Genomic DNA, 16573 nt, shown 5'->3' with positions numbered 1-16573 from the left:
CTCCTTATTTTTTATTAAACTCTTCTTTAAGCATACAATAAGACTCCTTAAGCCTTTCATGATATTTAGGCTTTACCCATGAAGTCAAATTAAACCTTTTAGAAGCTATTCGTGAACTTTCTCCATTATTATTTTTTATTGTGACACCAACATTTATATAATCTATTTTCTTAGAATCAAAAGAAAATGTTTTATAAAAATCATCTATTATACTTTTAGTTGATGGATCCTTAAAATTTAATAACCCCCATGGAATTCTAAGTTCTATATAATTATTATTAATATAATAATCAGCAACTGAGTTAAACTCTTCACTTTTAGGATTTCCATTTCCTAAAACTAACTTTCCTGTCTCATAAGATTTAGCATCTTTAAATGTATTAGTCACCTCAGAATAACTTTTTTCTTTAGAAGGAAGCCTTACTACTGAGAATCTTTCACCATTTTTTTGTACATCAATTTTATTAGGATCTACCTTTAATTCATTTCTATTTTCTATAAACTTAAATGTATCATAATATTCATGGACTAATACCTTACTATCTTCTTTACCTAAATCTATTATGAAATCTACATTATTTTCAAAGGTTAAACCTTTTTCATTATATTTATTAACTCCAGAATTAGGAGTTACATCCAAATCGATGTATACCCTCTCCTGTTCATCTATAGGTTTATTAAGTTCTACTAGAAAATATAAATATTTTTCATCATATTTCATAGAAAGATTTACTCCATCATTACTTCCCAATATATCGTTATATGTCCATTCATTTATACTTTCATCTGGATAATAAGTTTCATTTTCATCACCTGGCTCAAAGGAAATAAGTCCAAAATTTTGACTAAATACTTGAGCATTACTCCAATAAGCACTCTTATCTAAAATAAATAACTCTTTTGTATTCCAAGATGATCTATACCAACTATCTTGCCATTCAAATAATATTCCTCCTACACATCCAGATTCTTTAATTGCTTTATATGTTTCTATTAACATATTTCCCTGCTCTTTTTCAGTTATATATCCATTTTCATCACTTTTAATAAAGTCACCAGCCATTCTTCCTGATGGAACTGAATACTCAGATATAAGAACAGGTATACTATGATACTTATTTAACTCAGTAAAATATTGATGTAAAATATCATTATTTATTAAAGAATCATTCTTTAATATAGAAATGTTATAAGATGCCATTATTCCAGATTTAAACTTCTCTGTTTTTTTAATATTTTCAATATCAATAAATCTTTTTTCTTTATTCTTTTTATTTACATATCCATCTCTTACAAATTTCATTATGTCATCTTCAACTGAAACAAAGCTTATAATTCTTTGTTCCTTATAGTTTTTACTCTCATATTCTACTAAATAATCAGCTAAATAACTTAAATACTTTTCTGTATCAGAAGCACCAATTTTACTCTGTATATACTCTCCATTAAATTCTGGTAAATCATTCATTATCTCAGAATAAATAACATCATCATAAGCCAATTCATTTCCTATGGTATAACCAATCACATATTGCGAAATATTAGTTTCATAAATTTTTTTAGAATTACTGCTCAAACTTGGAATCTTATTACCATGTATTGCATCCACAGTTGTTTCTATGTTTTTTTTTAATTCATCTGAAACTTTTTCTCCTTGAATATCTTCTCCATCATCTATTGCTACTTCATTTAATGATATTCCTTGCAATAAATAAAGTGGTTTCTTATTATTTAAGTTAAACTCATATAAAGCTTCATAAAAGTCTTTATTCATAAGCCCTTGAACTCTTAAACAATTTAAATTTAATTCCTCTATATCTTTAAACCATCTAATATAGTCTTCCTTATTGGCTTTAAAATCTCCTGGAAAGCTTCCAGGCTTAGTAGAACTAATATTTATTCCATTTATACTAACCTTATCATCTCCTACCAAAACTTCCTTACCAATTATTTTTGAAAGAATATTAATATCCTTTTTGTTATAAGCCATTTTCCCTATAAAGTTAATTCCTATTAAGACAAAGAAAAATGTAAAAATACTAAAAATTAAAAATTTCTTCATTTATATTTCTCCTTTACTCTGTCCATTTATAAAGTTTTTCTATATTTTCATCCATCCATCTTCCCCTATTTATTAAAAATACCTTAAGCATTTCTATTTCTTCTCCATAGGAAGTTGCCATGTTTTCTGTTGATTTGAAAAGACTGGTATTATTCTTTAAATATTCGTCTAACTTTTTAGGATCATCCTCAAACTTAGAAAAATCATTTCTATAATCTTTAAACATCTCAAATTGATTACACATATATATAGGCCAAACTTCAAAATTTCTCTTAGGAGCTTCTCCTAACATTTTTACAGTATTATCTATAAAATCAATTAAGTATTCATCACCTAAATAAGTCTTTCTAAGTAATTTATATCTATTAACTACCTTTTCAACAAAATTTTTGTCTTCCATAAGCCTATCAAACCAAGCAGTTCTATTCATATAGAAGCCTTTATAATCATAATAAGGACTTAAAACATCGCTATTTCCCATAGAAGCATTAAAATCCCATACTGGACCAGCCTTAATCTTTTCTCCAAAGTCTTTATAAATATAAGTACTTAATATTCCAGCATCTGTATTATTAAAAAATTCATTTATAATATAATAATCTACAAATGTATCTACATCTATGTACTTTTGATATCCAACACTCTTATTATTAAATTCATTAGAGTATAAACTTCTTTCAAATATACTTATAGCCTTGTTTATATAATTTTTCTGCCCTTCAGTTAAACTCTTTTTAGGATATGATGCTAAAATAGGATAATCATATAAATATGCTTCTTTCCCATAATTATTAAAAATAATATCCTTTTCCTTAGGATTATTTTTTTCAACTATAAAACTAGTCTCACTCCTTGATGGATTACTTTTTGAGATATTAACACGATTTTTATTTCTCTTTATCTGTTCAATCATAAGAAATACTCCCTTATAGTGATTGGCACTTACCGTTTTCCCATCATCAACTATAAATGCCTCACAAAATTTAGCTCTTGGAGCATACTCCATTATTTTCCCAGATACACTGTAGGCCATATAATTTCTCAAAAGGGACTTGTCCTCAAAAGGAGCATTTAAAATCCATTCTGATTCCTTTGGCATACCTAATATCTCTTCTTCTTTTTTATTTCCACTCTCATCAATCAAATCTATACTATATTGTTTTTTAGGCACTCTCCTAGTAGTATTTCCTCTTATTTTTATTTGTATATCAGATTCTAAAGCTGGTTCATCATTTAAATTATTTATCTTTCCTTCTGAATCATATATTTTTATAGTTCCTTTTATACTCTCATTCCCATTTATTTTCTCTCCATTTGTGTCTATAACTACTAGTGGGAGGTTATAACCTTCTTTTTTTGTGTTTTCCATTTCTAAAGAATATTTATTGACTTCAGCTTTACTATTTGCTACATCTTTCTCTTTAAAGGTTTCACTAGTACATCCAATGAAAAAAATAAATGATAAAATCTGAATAAATAATATAAAAATTATTCTTTTCAACTTCATATTAACCCAATGTTTCTCCATTTTGAGCAACTATATTAACCGCTGAAACCCCCTCAATTGCATATAACTCCTTTAAAATCCCTCTATCGTCATCCTTTTTTATCTTTATTTGATAAACTAACTCTATATTATTTCCTGTTGAATTTTTAGCTCTTAATTGGCCAGATTTAAAAGCCTTAAAAACGCAACTCATCATATCTTCTTCTTTTTCTCTTATCCCTCTTATTATTAAAATATATCTATCTTCTTTTCCTAACCCACCTATACTTATTAAAAATATTATTACACTTAAAAATAAAGCTCCTACTATAGCTACTACATAACTTTGTGTTCCTACACATATTCCTGTTGAAATAGCCCAAAATATGTACATTGTATCTCTAGGATCCTTAACTGCAGTACGGAAACGCACAATAGATAAGGCTCCAACCATACCTAAAGATAATGCTATATTACTTCCTATAACAATCATAACCATACTTGTAATTAGAACCATCATAACAAGTGATACGTTAAATTTTTTGTTATACATAACACCACTATAGGTTCTTTTATAAGTTACAAATATTATTAAACTTATAATTAAAGCCACAAATAAAATTTCAAATGCTTTAAATGCTCCAATTTCACTACTATTACTTATTAAATAATCATATAATTTTTCTTTCATCCTATTTACCTCTCATTTCTTAAGTTTAAGCTAAATAATTTTCAAAAAATCTTCTTGAAGCACAATATTTACTCATGGATTGATTTACTGCCTCTCTTCCATTAACTATTTGAGATATCCAGCAAAAAAAATCACCATCATATTTTACCTCTAAAAGTCCATCATAATGAGTAAATACAGGTGTTAAAAACACCTCTTCAGAAAACAAATCAAAATCAGTTTCACTAGCTCTTATATTGCTATCTAATGTAACTCTTATACTATTTTCTTCATGTATATATGCTCGTCTATTATATTCTACTAAAACAACAGGCTGATATTGTCCTATTGTCATTATGTTATAAGCAGCTTCTGCAATTGGACTATTATATTTTAATAAAACATCATACTCCTTATTTATTAAAGCTATTGCGTCTTCTCTACTTATACTTAAAGTTTCCTTTTTTTGATTAATATTAATTTTTCTTTTTATTTCTAATTTAACCCATTGACAATCTGTCCTATATATCCTAAGTCTAATTTTTTTTCTAACCTCCTCTCCTCCAAGTTTGGCATAATAATCACAATTATCTATGGAATCAAAATATAAACTTCTAATACTGTATCCATAACTTCCATTATTTTTATCTGGAATCAGTATCTTTTTTAATAAATTTTCTAATTTGTAATAATCAAATTCGCTTATTACATATTTTAATTCTCTCCTGTTTACAATCATATTAGGCTCCTTTCTTGTTTTGTATGATTAAAATAAATACTTTATTTTCCCAAAAACGGTCGTTTTTGGGAACAAAAAGCTATAAAGGTAATATGATTTAAATATATTCTTTTAAGTCAATAATCTGGAAATAAAATTAGAATTTTAATGATAGCTTTAAAGATGTAGAATATTTATAAGTTTGAATCAAAAACGACCGTTTTAGGGAATGATTAATTAAAATTTACATAATTAATTTTTAGATTTTGTTAAGATATCTGTAAATCGTGGATTTACTAACCTTTGTTAATTCTGTTATCTCTGATATTTTATACTTTTTACTATTATACATTTGAATGGCTAAATTTATATCTTGTTTACTTTTAGGAGGTCTTCCACCTTTTTTCCCTCTTGCACGCGAAGCAATAAGTCCTTCAATTGTACGTTGAGAAATAAGATCTCTTTCAAATTGACTAATACCTGCAAAAATAGTAAACATTAATTTTCCTTGAGGAGTCGTAGTATCAAGCCAAGATTCTTTAAGTGATTTAATATTAGCACCTTTTTCTTCGACTTTTTCTACTATACTAAAAAGTTCTTTAACACTTCTACTTAATCTTGTAAGATCAGTAATTATAATAATATCTCCTATATTAAGAGAAGATATTAATTTATTAAGTTCTGGCCGTTCATTTTTTATACCTGATATTTTTTCTGCAAAAATTTTATCACAATTTACAGAATTTAATATATCTAATTGTCTGTTTAAATTTTGTTCTTCTGTACTTACTCTTGCGTATCCCAATTTCATTAAATCACCTATTAAATTAATTTTTACTCAAATTAATGTATATAATTTTATATTACAATTAAAATTAAAAAATTTCAATATGAAATTATTATTAATAAATAATGTTTTGCATTTAAAATATTTTAATACAAGATTAAGGCTTAGGTAAATATTACATAAACCTTAATCAATATCTTTTTAAGCAACTTCAGTATTTGGAACCAATAAGTTTACACTATCTATTCCTTTAAAATTTATAAGGTTATCTATTAATAAATTTTCTTTAGATTTTGATGTATTTATTTCATAAACTAATTCAAATGAATCACTTAATATATTTTTAGCTTTAATATTAGTTTTTATTTTCTCTTTTGAGAATATTTCTTCAATATTATTTAGATTTACATTTTGTCCTCTTATTACAAGTAATAATTTATTATCCTTTAATCTAAGCTTACTTGTAGTAATCATTAAAATAGATAGTATTATTGAACTTACTCCACATAAAAATATAGCTCCTGTAGCTGATGCTAGTCCAGCAAATATACTCCAAAATATAAAACCTATATCTCTTGTATCTTTTACATTTGTTCTAAATCTTACTAAAGATAATGATCCTAACATCCCTAATGAAACAGCTAAATTTATCTGTACTAATTCCATAAGCACAGTTGTAATAAATGTTATCATTATAAGGGTTGTATTAAACTTCTTATTATAATTTAAAGTATCGTATGAAGCTTTATATGTAAAATAAATAATTGTTGAAAAGATCAAAGATATAAAAATAGTTTTTAAAATTACATTTGGATTTTTTGCATGTTGAATTAATGAAGTTAAATCATTTATATTAAAATTTCCACTTAAAATTTGGCTCATATTTATGTTCCTCCTAAAATCATTTGTATTGATTAATAATAATATGTATTTAATAATTGTCTTGAAGTACCAAATTTGCTTGGTGGTTTTCCAACGAAATTACATTTAGATAAAACTTCTTGTAATTGTTGGAATAAAAATCTATCATATTTAACTTCTAAGATACTTTTATCTCCTGGTAATCCTTTTTGAAAATTTATATTTTTATTAAATAAATCATAGTTGAAGTTAGTAAATCTTAGATTATTATCTAATGTAACTCTGGTATTGAAAAATTCATGTGTAAAAGCTCTTCTGTCATATTCAACCATAGAAACTGGTCTATATGATTTACTCTTCATTAAATTAAATGCGTATTCATATAAAGGATTGTCTTTATAGTTCAATAAAACAGAATATTCTCTATTTATTAACCTAATTGCATCTTCTTTAGTGATAGTTATACTTTCCTTTAATTCTCTTTCAAAATGCTTTCGTTTAATTTCAAATTTAGCAAATTTGTCTTCTTCATTATAAATTCTTACTCTTATACGCTTTCTCTTTTCAGTTTTTATTTGCTTTTCTATAAAATCTTCATTGTCTATACTATCAAAATATATACTTCTTGTTTTATAGCCATTATAATCTCCGTACTTATCTGGAACCAATATTTGACTTAAAGAATTTAATAAATAAACTCTATCTGTACTTGAAACTAAAAATTTTACTTCTTTTCTAGATACTGATAACATCTTCCCCCTCCTTTCTCATTAATTAATACAAAAGTATTTTTTATTTTGTGTACCTTTTTAATAAAAAAAGGCATATATCAAAATAATTTTTTTATTTTACTATTTTGATACTGCCTATTTTAATTTTTTAATTTTTACCTAATCATCATCTGAATCATTTAAATTGTCACTTGAGTCTTTATCATCACTAATTTCTTGTTTATTATCATCTTCATCATTATCATTTTCATAAGTATCATCATCATTTAAATCACTATTTACACTTTTACTATTCTTATCCTGTTCTTTTTCCTTATTATCATGATCATCTTTATCATTTTCTTTATCCTCTGTTTTATCATCATCGTCTACTTCATCATCTTGCTCTATTTCATTGTCAGAATCTGTTTTATTATCATGATTTTTTTCATCATTTACATCATCATAATCTTCTTCATTATCTTTTAAATTTATATTCTCTTCGTTCAATCTATCAATAAGTTCATCTATAGTAATATTTTTCATCTGTTCCTCTGAAAATCTATTATTTAACCTTTTATTAATAGAATATTTCCCCAAACTAATACCAACTTTCTTAGCCTCCTCATGGTCTCCTTTGTCTCCTTGAATATAAACAATTTTAAAATCATTGAAATTTTCATTTATTACCGCTTTAACATTATCCTCAAATTCAACATTTTTATTTTCTCCTAAGAATGAAAATCCAACTATAAGTGAGTTTTTATCTTCAAACTTCTTATTCTCTTTTAAACTTGTTTTAATTAGTTTAAGTGCATCATCTAAAGATTTATTTTTTATTTTATCAATATCTAAACTCTTTGCATCATCATTTAATGCCACTGCATTAATTACAGTATTATCTTTATTAACCTCAATTGAAAAACTTGGATTAATATCAAATGTTAATAAGGCATATGGTGTATTTTTATTATTGACATTTATAATTCCAGAAACAATACTAATAAATATTAACGCTGCAGTAACTATTGGAACAGTCCAAATTTTTATAATTTTATTTACTTTTTTATTCACTATAATATCATCATCTGTAAAGAGAATCGCTTGTCCAATATTTACATTTTCTTTTTTCCTTATTTTTAGCAATCCTCCACTTTCATCCATAACTATTATATACTTATCATGTATATCAATAATTACTCCTTTATAATACAAAGTTATTCCCCCTTATTTTTTATCCAGAGTATTATATTCCTATATTTTTTAAAGAAAATTACTATAACTGATATTATAAATAATTTATTTCTCTTTAAAATTCTTTCTGTAACTACATATTTTAAGGAAATTTTTTTTACAGGTAATCTTCTCTTTTCATACATAAATGTAGTTACTTCTGAATCATGGCTAACTTGCTCTGAAAGATTTATAGAAAATGTTCTTGTATCTCTATGCTTAGGAGAATTATTTATTAAATCATCAAGTTTAATTTTAAATAACAATATTTCTTTTTTAAATTTATGTATTTCTTTAATAAGTTCATCTTTATTTTCGATGGGATTATGTACTATATTAGTGATATCTATTCCTAAATCCTTTAAATACTCCACAGAAATCATTTCCCTATATTTCTTTTCCTTATTTAAATAATTCTTTATTCTACTCTCTATTACTAATTTCGCAAATGAATGAAAGTTACCCTTTTGAGAATTATATTTTTCTACAGCTTCAACAAAGGCTAATATTCCCAAACTAAATTCTTCATCATTTTCAATAGATACATATCTTCCAGTCAAGTTAGAGATTGTATTTAGTATAAATCTAATATTCTCTTCAACCAGTTCATTTATATCTTTATTTTTTAAAGTAATATTTATCATAATAATTCCTTTCTATATCTATATAAAACCTAATTAAATAATATAAATAAAATAATAATTTACTCTTATAAATCTCACATAGATATGTTTTTTCTAATAAAAAATTATAATAAAAATTTACTTATTTTCCAATAAATTAATTGAATATTCAAAAAATAGTTACAATTTTATTTGTATTAAAAAAGGAAAATACGTATTTATATATCCTTTAATTAAGTGATACTAATTTTAAATACATATTTCCCAAATCTCTTATTTGTTTTTATTATTTAACTGTTTCAAAGCTTGTTTTAATTTTTCAGGTATAGGTACTCCTAAGGCTACACAATTTTCTAATATACTTATACCCTCATTTGTTATATAGAAATAAGCTATCATTGTTCTAAACATCCAAGTTCCATTACCTAATAACCTATCTAGCATAACAGCAACTAAAAGAACTATTAATATAAGCCCTTTTTTAGCTATTCCTTTCAATCCTATATTTGAACATAATTCTTTATTTTTACACCCTTTAATTACTCCAGTCAAATAATCTAAAAAAATAAATACTAATAAAGTTATTAGTGGAATATCCCATGCTCCAAATATCCAAGTGAATAAAGTTCCTAAGGATACAACCCCTAACTTTACATAATTTATTATATTCTCCATAAGAACAATACTCCTTAAATCTAATTTAATTTCTATTACTTATTTGAATATATAATATAATATTTAGAACACTCTTTAATTGTACTTATTTTTCAAATATAATTTCACTAATAATATTTAATTGCTAAAAAAATTTGACATATTGTTATAAAAGCTTTAAAATAAACCTATCAAATTTAATTTTATACAATTTAATTTTTTAAAATAAAAATATTTAGGAGGATTTTATTATGAAACAAAACGGAAATGAAATGTTATTAAAATTACAACAAGGAGAATTAGATGCAGTTCTTGTTTATAGAAAACTTGCTAAACTTGCTAGCTCTGAAGAAGAAAAAAATGTTTTATTAAGTATAGCAGCAGACGAAGGAAGACATGCTTCAATAATAAGAGAATATTCAAAAGAAATTTTAAAACCTTGTAGTAAATCATCTGAAGAAATAGAAGCTGCTTATAAGAGTTTAGGTAAAGAGAAAGTTTTTGAAATGCTTATAAATGCTGAAATTAATGGTGGCCCAGTATATGAAAAGCTTGGAGAAGAATTCCCTAGATTTAAAGAAATAGCTAAAGATGAAATAAAACATGGTAATTTATTAAAAGGATTAATAGGAAAAAGCAATCTAAACTAATTTAGATTGCTTTTTCTATAGGTTTAAATATATCTCTAGAATTAATATATATTCTAAAAATACATCATAGTATTTCAAGTTTATTTAATTTGCTTCTTTACTAGCAAACTGACTATTATAAAGACTTTCGTAATAACCACCTTGCTTCATTAACTCTTCATGAGTTCCCTGTTCAATTATATTACCATCATTCATTACTAATATTAAATCTGCACTCCTTATAGTTGAAAGCCTGTGAGCTATAACAAAGCTAGTTCTATCCTTCATTATATTTCTCATTGCCTTTTGAAGTAATAATTCTAATCTAGTATCAACTGAACTTGTAGCCTCATCTAGTATTAATATAGCTGGATCTTTTAAAATTGCTCTAGCTATGGTTAAAAGTTGCTTTTCTCCCTGAGATACATTTGAAGCCTCTTCATTTAATAACATATTGTATCCACCAGGTAATGTTTTAATAAAATGATGAACATTTGCAACCTTTGCTGCCTCTATTATTTCTTCTTTAGTGGCATCAAATCTACCATACCTAATATTATCATAAATAGTTCCATTAAATAGCCAAGTATCTTGAAGAACCATACCAAACATAGATCTTAAATCTTCACGTTTCATATCTCTAATATCAACACCGTCTATTTTAATTGAACCCCCTTGAACATCGTAAAATCTCATTAAAAGATTAATAAGAGTAGTTTTACCTGCTCCAGTTTTTCCAACAATGGCAACCATCTGACCACTTTTGACATCTACGCTTAAATCTTTTATAAGTGGCTTATCTTCCTTATATCCAAACTTAACATGATCAAAGGTTACATCGCCCTTTGGCTTCTCAATTTTTGTAGCGTTATTAGGATCTTTAACCTCTTCTTTTTCCTCTAAGAATTCAAAAACCCTATTAGCAGCAGCCACTGCTGATTGTATTGCTGATGATAATTGAGTTACTTGAGATAAAGGCTGATTTATTTGCCAAATATAACGTATAAAGGCTTGAAGATTACCAACAGTAATTCCACCAGCTATAGCTATTATAGAACCTACTACCCCTACCACAGCTATTCCTAAATAAGTAACAAGACTTATTAAAGGTGACATTATACCAGATATAAATTGAGCTTTAAAACCTGTTTCTCTTAATTCTTCATTTACCTTTACAAATTCATTTAAAGCATCATCTTCTTTTCCATATAACTTTAATTCATTAAAGCCTGTGTACATTTCTTGTACTTTTCCATTAAGATTTCCTAAAGCCTTTTGTTGACTATTAAATAATTTCTGAGATTTAGAAACTATTATCTTTGTAATTAAAATACTTAAAGGTATTATTAAGGTTGCAATCAATGCTAACTTAATATTTATGGAATACATCATTATTAAAGCTAATCCTACAGATAAAAATGCATTTATTACCTGTACAAAACTTTGCTGCAATGCATTAGAGATAGTATCTACATCATTAGTGATTCTACTTAATACATCTCCATAACTATTACCATCAAAATATCTTATTGGAAGTCTATTTATTTTTTTCTCAACTTCATTTCTAATATTTTTCATGGTATTTTGAATTGCATTAGTTAATAAGAAACTTGCTATAAGAGTTGATCCTGTACCACCTGCATAAACTAAAAATAATAAGATTAATACCTTAAAAATATAATTAAAGTTAACTGAAGCTCCAGAAACTCCTCTTATAATTCCCTCAAAATCCTTAGTTAATTGAGTTATTATTAATCCTTCTGTTCTTGGTGCTATGGCAGTGAAAACAGCTGCTGAAATTATAAATAAAATAGCTCCTAAAAAAGCCCACTTATACTTACCAACAAAAGGAGAAATCTTTTTTACTACTGATTTAAATTTATTCATTTGCTAACTCCTCCTCTGTAAGTTGTGATGTTGCTATTTCATGATAAATAGGGCAATTTTTTATTAATTCCTTGTGAGTTCCTATTCCAACTACTTCCCCTTCATTTAGAACTATAATCTTATCTGCATCCATTATAGAACCTATTCTCTGAGCCACTATTAACACAATAGCATCCTTTGTTTCAGATCTAAGTTCTTTTCTTAAGATTGCGTCTGTTTTGAAGTCTAAAGCTGAGAAACTATCATCAAAAATGTATATATCAGGCTTTCTAACAATTGCTCTAGCTATGGAAAGTCTTTGCTTTTGTCCACCAGATACGTTAGACCCACCCTCTGTTATTAACTCTTCAAATTTATTAGGCTTATTTGAAATAAATTCATAGGCCTGTGCAATTTTAGCTGAATCCTCAACCTCTTTGTACTCTGCATCTTTCTTACCAAATTTTATATTATTTGCTATGCTACCAGTAAATAAAAGAGTTTTTTGAGGAATGAAACCTATTTTTTTACGTAGATATTTTAAGTCATAATCTCGTACATCTACTCCATCTATTTTTATACTTCCCTTAGTAACATCATAAAATCTTGGGATTAAGTTTATAAGTGTACTCTTACCACTACCTGTACTTCCTATAAAGGCAATAACTTCTCCCTTTTTACCACTAAAGGATACATCTTTAATAACAGGCTCCTCTCCATTTGGATAAGTAAAAGATACATTTTCAAACTCTATTGTTCCCTTGTTTTCTGTATTCTTTATTCCATTTTCAGGACTTTTTATTATTGGTTCTGTATTTAAAACTTCCATAATTCTATTAGCAGAAACCTGTGCTTTTGGATACATTACAAAAACCATAGAAAATAACATTATTGAAAACATTGCATGGAATAGATATTCAATAAAGGCAACTAATTGACCAACTTGAAGTGTTCCTACATTTATCATCTTACTAGATATCCAAAAGATAACTATAATAGCGATGTTAAGTAAGAAAAAGAAAAGCGGTTGAGATATTGCCATAAGCTTGTTTAACTTTTTAGCTACCTCTGCATAGGACTCATTTGTTTCATCAAATCTCTTCTCCTCATACTTTTCATTTCCAAAAGCTCTTATTACCCTTATACCAGTTAAATTTTCTCTAGATATTCTATTCAACTTATCTAACCTTTTTTGTAATTTTTCTGATAAAGGTTCAGAAGTTTTAGCTATTAATATAACCCCTAAAATTATTATAGGGATTACTACTGCTAAAACTAAAGATAAGGAAAGGCTTGTTCTAAGTATCATTACTAAACTTATAGTAAACATAACTGGTGTGATTAAAGCCATCCTTAAAAGTGTGTTTGTAAATTGTAAAATCACAAATGGATCATTTGTAGTCCTTGTTATCATAGAAGAAACTCCAAACTCATCATACTCTGTGTGCGAAAACTCTTGAGCTTTTTTAAATATATCATTTCTAATATCCTTAGTTATTCCCGTTGAAATTTTAGATGAACAATATCCAAGTAGTATTGTTCCCATAACACCAACTATAGAAATAAACACTATTATTAAGCCCATTTTTTTGATATAACCAATATCGCTATTTATTATTCCAGTATCTATTACTTTTGCCATAATGGTTGGAATTCCAAGTTCTACTAAAGCAAATCCAAATACGGATATAACATTTAAGATAAAAATTAATTTGTAATTCTTTAAATATTTTAGTATTAGTTTCATTGCTATATACCCCTCCCTTTCTTAAAAATTTTATAATGTAATTATTAATTATACCAAAACTAAATCTTTCTCATAAGTGTATTTTTAGTTATTTATATGTTAATTTTGTTCATATTCTTTAATTAATATATTTAACCTTCAATTTATAAGTTCTATTAAATATTATTTATATTGGCAAATATATTTTTAATATTTTATATTATTATATTTTTAATTTTATTGATATTTATTTTTTATTATATTTTAAAAATATAATACCACAATAAAAAATAGACCATAATAACTATCCCAAACTTTTAAGAGTTTGCTATTTATCATGGTCTATTAAATATACTTACTATATTATATTTTTATTTTAATCTAAGATTATTCTGCTTTTAATCATCGACACTTTTCACCTAGATAATTCCATATTCTTTTAATAATTTTTCTATGTCAGTTCCTGATATTTGCTTCATTAACTTTCTCTTTAATAAAAATGGTATATGAACTTTTGGTTTTTCACCATCTAATAAGCATACTCCAGCATTTAATAAATAACGTATATCATATCTTGATGCATATACTTCTGGTACACCCTTTTCAACTCCAGTTAATACATATACTGCTTCCATAGCTGTACGTCCTGAGTATTCAATAGTAAATACTGTATCTCTTCCTGGATCGTCTAAAGTTTCTGCAAATTGTCCAAGGAAGGCAAAGTTAACTGCATTCTTAGGAACAACATAAGGTCTATCTCCAAATTCACGTGGCATAAATTGTGCAGTTATAAACGGCATCATTACTGGAATTGCTGTACAAGATTCAGCAAGTTCTTCAATTTCATCAACTGGAACTCCTATATGGAATAACCATTCCTTTGTAATTTCCTTACCAGTACAATCTCTCATAGGTTTCTTAATATAATCACCATCAACATCTGAGAATAGTCCATATACCCAAACAACTATATCCTTTTCTGGTTGACCATAATATTGTTCTTGACGATTTATAGTCCAACTCATTAACCATGAAGAATCCACAGCTGTAACTATTCCTCCTGTTACAGTCTTTCCTCCATATGGTGAACGTTTAGTTATCTTTTCAATATATTTTGGTACACGTTCATCATGACAAGTTACTGTACAAGATTCCCAATTTGATTTTTCAGTATCAGTACAGAATTTATCTGGATGTCCAAATTCATCTGATTGTTTAGCAATATTTCTCCATAGTTCCCAGCATCCTTGTGGCTCTTTATTAAATGGAGCAGGAGTATTATCATCACCATATCCTGAACCTTCTGTAATAGAACCATTAGTTATAAATACTAAATCATTTTCAGTTAAGTTTACAGAAATATCTTTTCCGTTCTTATCCTTAGCAACTATTTTTTTAGCCACCTTTTTATCATTACTTACGTCGAATTCTACATTTTCAACATGTACTCCATATTCAAACTTAGCCCCATTTTCTTTTAAGAATTTAACCATTGGTTTTACAAAAGATGTATATTGATCATGTCTTGAGAATTGTAAGGCTGAAAGTGTTGGTAATCCACCAACATGGTGTATAAATCTATTCATATATAATTTCATTTCTAAAGCACTATGCCAGTTTTCAAAGGCAAACATAGTTCTCCATAATGTCCAAAAGTCTGTATTTAAAAGTTCTTCAGAGAATATTTCATCAATTGCTTTGTCTTGAAGTTCTTCATCTGATATAAGAACAAATTCTGCTAATTCCTTAGCTAAATCTTGTCCAAGATTAAATTTAGCATCGTCATATCTTTCTCCATTTTTATGAGTTATACGACAATTGCTATAGTTTGGATCATCATAATTTGTATAGAAAAAATGATCTAATACTGTCATATTTGGATCTTCAGTAGATGGAAGTGAACTAAATAAATCCCATAAAACTTCAAAGTGATGTCCCATTTCACGACCACCACGAGCCACATAACCTAGATTTTGAAGTACTTCTCCATCTAAAGAGCCTCCTGGAAGATCTAATTGCTCAAAAAATGTTATTTTGCTACCATCCATATGTGCATCTCTTATTAAAAAACATCCTGCTGCCAATGCACCTATTCCAGTACCAATTAAATATGCGCTTTTATTTTCAATTCCTTTAGGTTTTCTAGCATGTACTAATGCATGATAGCTTCCATTTGTTAAAGTAAGTCTGTCATCATGTGTTTTAAGTTTCATAAAATCCCCTTCTTTCTTAAAACTAGCTATAAGTTTTCAAAACAAATCTTAGCCTTATAAATCAACCCTTTATTAATAAGTCATAATCTTATAAATATAAGATTTTATTTACTAAGTGTAAGTTTTAAAAATAACTCTAACTTCCTTTAAATCTATAATATAACCTTTTACCATATATTTCATTAGATAAATAAGGGGAGTGTTCAAAATTCAAACACTTAAACATATTTGCCTAAAAATTAGGCATAACTCTCTTTGTGCCTAAATTTCTAAATATTTTATAGTCTAGCTTAAATACTTTTAGCTATTTCCAAGTTTTCTCTTCGATTATTTAT

Annotated in this window: 14 protein-coding genes; 1 reads left to right on the top strand and 13 read right to left on the bottom strand. The window is 26.6% G+C overall.

Annotated elements, in window-relative coordinates; genetic code table 11:
* Window positions 1-4: 4 nt before the first annotated feature.
* The 10 genes from ACYUCG_RS11155 to ACYUCG_RS11110 form a co-directional block, all read right to left on the bottom strand.
* Window positions 5-2062 carry a hypothetical protein gene (locus tag ACYUCG_RS11155; RefSeq protein WP_460268633.1) on the bottom strand — a complete coding sequence of 686 codons (2058 nt, stop codon included), beginning with the start codon at window positions 2060-2062 and terminating at the stop codon, window positions 5-7.
* A gap of 13 nt (window positions 2063-2075) precedes the next feature.
* Window positions 2076-3569, bottom strand: coding sequence for a CotH kinase family protein (locus tag ACYUCG_RS11150; protein ID WP_460268632.1), 1494 nt, complete (start codon window positions 3567-3569; stop codon window positions 2076-2078).
* Window position 3570: 1 nt separating this feature from the next.
* Complete coding sequence (locus ACYUCG_RS11145) at window positions 3571-4239, bottom strand: DUF4956 domain-containing protein (RefSeq protein ID WP_060796180.1); 669 nt, start codon at window positions 4237-4239, stop codon at window positions 3571-3573.
* Window positions 4240-4264: 25 nt separating this feature from the next.
* Window positions 4265-4957: a polyphosphate polymerase domain-containing protein gene (locus tag ACYUCG_RS11140; RefSeq protein ID WP_060796181.1), complete on the bottom strand. Its 693-nt coding sequence runs from the start codon at window positions 4955-4957 to the stop codon at window positions 4265-4267.
* Between the two features lie 238 nt (window positions 4958-5195).
* Window positions 5196-5747 (bottom strand): recombinase family protein, encoded by a 552-nt coding sequence (locus ACYUCG_RS11135; RefSeq protein ID WP_003478921.1) that lies wholly within the window; start codon window positions 5745-5747, stop codon window positions 5196-5198.
* 177 nt (window positions 5748-5924) lie between these two features.
* Window positions 5925-6605 (bottom strand): DUF4956 domain-containing protein, encoded by a 681-nt coding sequence (locus ACYUCG_RS11130; RefSeq protein ID WP_003473840.1) that lies wholly within the window; start codon window positions 6603-6605, stop codon window positions 5925-5927.
* Between the two features lie 32 nt (window positions 6606-6637).
* Window positions 6638-7336 carry a polyphosphate polymerase domain-containing protein gene (locus ACYUCG_RS11125; RefSeq protein ID WP_060796183.1) on the bottom strand — a complete coding sequence of 233 codons (699 nt, stop codon included), beginning with the start codon at window positions 7334-7336 and terminating at the stop codon, window positions 6638-6640.
* A gap of 138 nt (window positions 7337-7474) precedes the next feature.
* On the bottom strand, window positions 7475-8509 hold the full coding sequence (locus ACYUCG_RS11120) for an anti-sigma factor domain-containing protein (RefSeq protein ID WP_460268631.1): 1035 nt from the start codon (window positions 8507-8509) through the stop codon (window positions 7475-7477).
* Between the two features lie 2 nt (window positions 8510-8511).
* Window positions 8512-9171 carry a sigma factor gene (locus ACYUCG_RS11115; protein ID WP_460268630.1) on the bottom strand — a complete coding sequence of 220 codons (660 nt, stop codon included), beginning with the start codon at window positions 9169-9171 and terminating at the stop codon, window positions 8512-8514.
* Between the two features lie 252 nt (window positions 9172-9423).
* On the bottom strand, window positions 9424-9825 hold the full coding sequence (locus tag ACYUCG_RS11110) for a phage holin family protein (RefSeq protein WP_460268629.1): 402 nt from the start codon (window positions 9823-9825) through the stop codon (window positions 9424-9426).
* A gap of 230 nt (window positions 9826-10055) precedes the next feature.
* On the opposite strand from ACYUCG_RS11110, the gene ACYUCG_RS11105 reads away from it, so the two are divergent.
* A complete protein-coding gene (locus ACYUCG_RS11105) occupies window positions 10056-10454 on the top strand; it encodes a ferritin family protein (RefSeq protein WP_460268628.1) in 399 nt (132 codons plus the stop codon).
* 84 nt (window positions 10455-10538) lie between these two features.
* Here ACYUCG_RS11105 and ACYUCG_RS11100 read toward each other — a convergent pair whose 3' ends face one another.
* From ACYUCG_RS11100 to ACYUCG_RS11090, 3 genes are all read right to left on the bottom strand, one after another.
* Window positions 10539-12320, bottom strand: a complete 1782-nt coding sequence (locus tag ACYUCG_RS11100; protein WP_460268627.1) for an ABC transporter ATP-binding protein — start codon at window positions 12318-12320, stop codon at window positions 10539-10541.
* Entirely contained in the window at window positions 12313-14046 is a 1734-nt protein-coding gene (locus tag ACYUCG_RS11095) for an ABC transporter ATP-binding protein (RefSeq protein WP_240297563.1), read from the bottom strand. Before ACYUCG_RS11095 ends, ACYUCG_RS11100 begins: the two co-directional genes overlap by 8 nt.
* Before the next feature lie 398 nt (window positions 14047-14444).
* Entirely contained in the window at window positions 14445-16238 is a 1794-nt protein-coding gene (locus tag ACYUCG_RS11090; RefSeq protein WP_460268626.1) for an oleate hydratase, read from the bottom strand.
* Window positions 16239-16573: the final 335 nt, after the last annotated feature.

Source organism: Clostridium sp. CTA-17 (assembly GCF_054767895.1).
The sequence above is the reverse complement of the archived record's forward strand: the minus strand, read 5'-3'. Positions and strand labels throughout refer to the sequence as shown.

Bases quoted from the DNA above. Each gene is read 5' to 3' on its own strand.
- ACYUCG_RS11115 (WP_460268630.1), bottom strand. From the start codon at position 9,171: ATGATAAATATTACTTTAAAAAATAAAGATATAAATGAACTGGTTGAA.
- ACYUCG_RS11150 (WP_460268632.1), bottom strand. From the start codon at position 3,569: ATGAAGTTGAAAAGAATAATTTTTATATTATTTATTCAGATTTTATCA.
- ACYUCG_RS11155 (WP_460268633.1), bottom strand. From the start codon at position 2,062: ATGAAGAAATTTTTAATTTTTAGTATTTTTACATTTTTCTTTGTCTTA.
- ACYUCG_RS11135 (WP_003478921.1), bottom strand. From the start codon at position 5,747: ATGAAATTGGGATACGCAAGAGTAAGTACAGAAGAACAAAATTTAAAC.
- ACYUCG_RS11090 (WP_460268626.1), bottom strand. From the start codon at position 16,238: ATGAAACTTAAAACACATGATGACAGACTTACTTTAACAAATGGAAGC.
- ACYUCG_RS11130 (WP_003473840.1), bottom strand. From the start codon at position 6,605: ATGAGCCAAATTTTAAGTGGAAATTTTAATATAAATGATTTAACTTCA.
- ACYUCG_RS11105 (WP_460268628.1), top strand. From the start codon at position 10,056: ATGAAACAAAACGGAAATGAAATGTTATTAAAATTACAACAAGGAGAA.
- ACYUCG_RS11125 (WP_060796183.1), bottom strand. From the start codon at position 7,336: ATGTTATCAGTATCTAGAAAAGAAGTAAAATTTTTAGTTTCAAGTACA.
- ACYUCG_RS11145 (WP_060796180.1), bottom strand. From the start codon at position 4,239: ATGAAAGAAAAATTATATGATTATTTAATAAGTAATAGTAGTGAAATT.
- ACYUCG_RS11100 (WP_460268627.1), bottom strand. From the start codon at position 12,320: ATGAATAAATTTAAATCAGTAGTAAAAAAGATTTCTCCTTTTGTTGGT.
- ACYUCG_RS11110 (WP_460268629.1), bottom strand. From the start codon at position 9,825: ATGGAGAATATAATAAATTATGTAAAGTTAGGGGTTGTATCCTTAGGA.
- ACYUCG_RS11140 (WP_060796181.1), bottom strand. From the start codon at position 4,957: ATGATTGTAAACAGGAGAGAATTAAAATATGTAATAAGCGAATTTGAT.
- ACYUCG_RS11095 (WP_240297563.1), bottom strand. From the start codon at position 14,046: ATGAAACTAATACTAAAATATTTAAAGAATTACAAATTAATTTTTATC.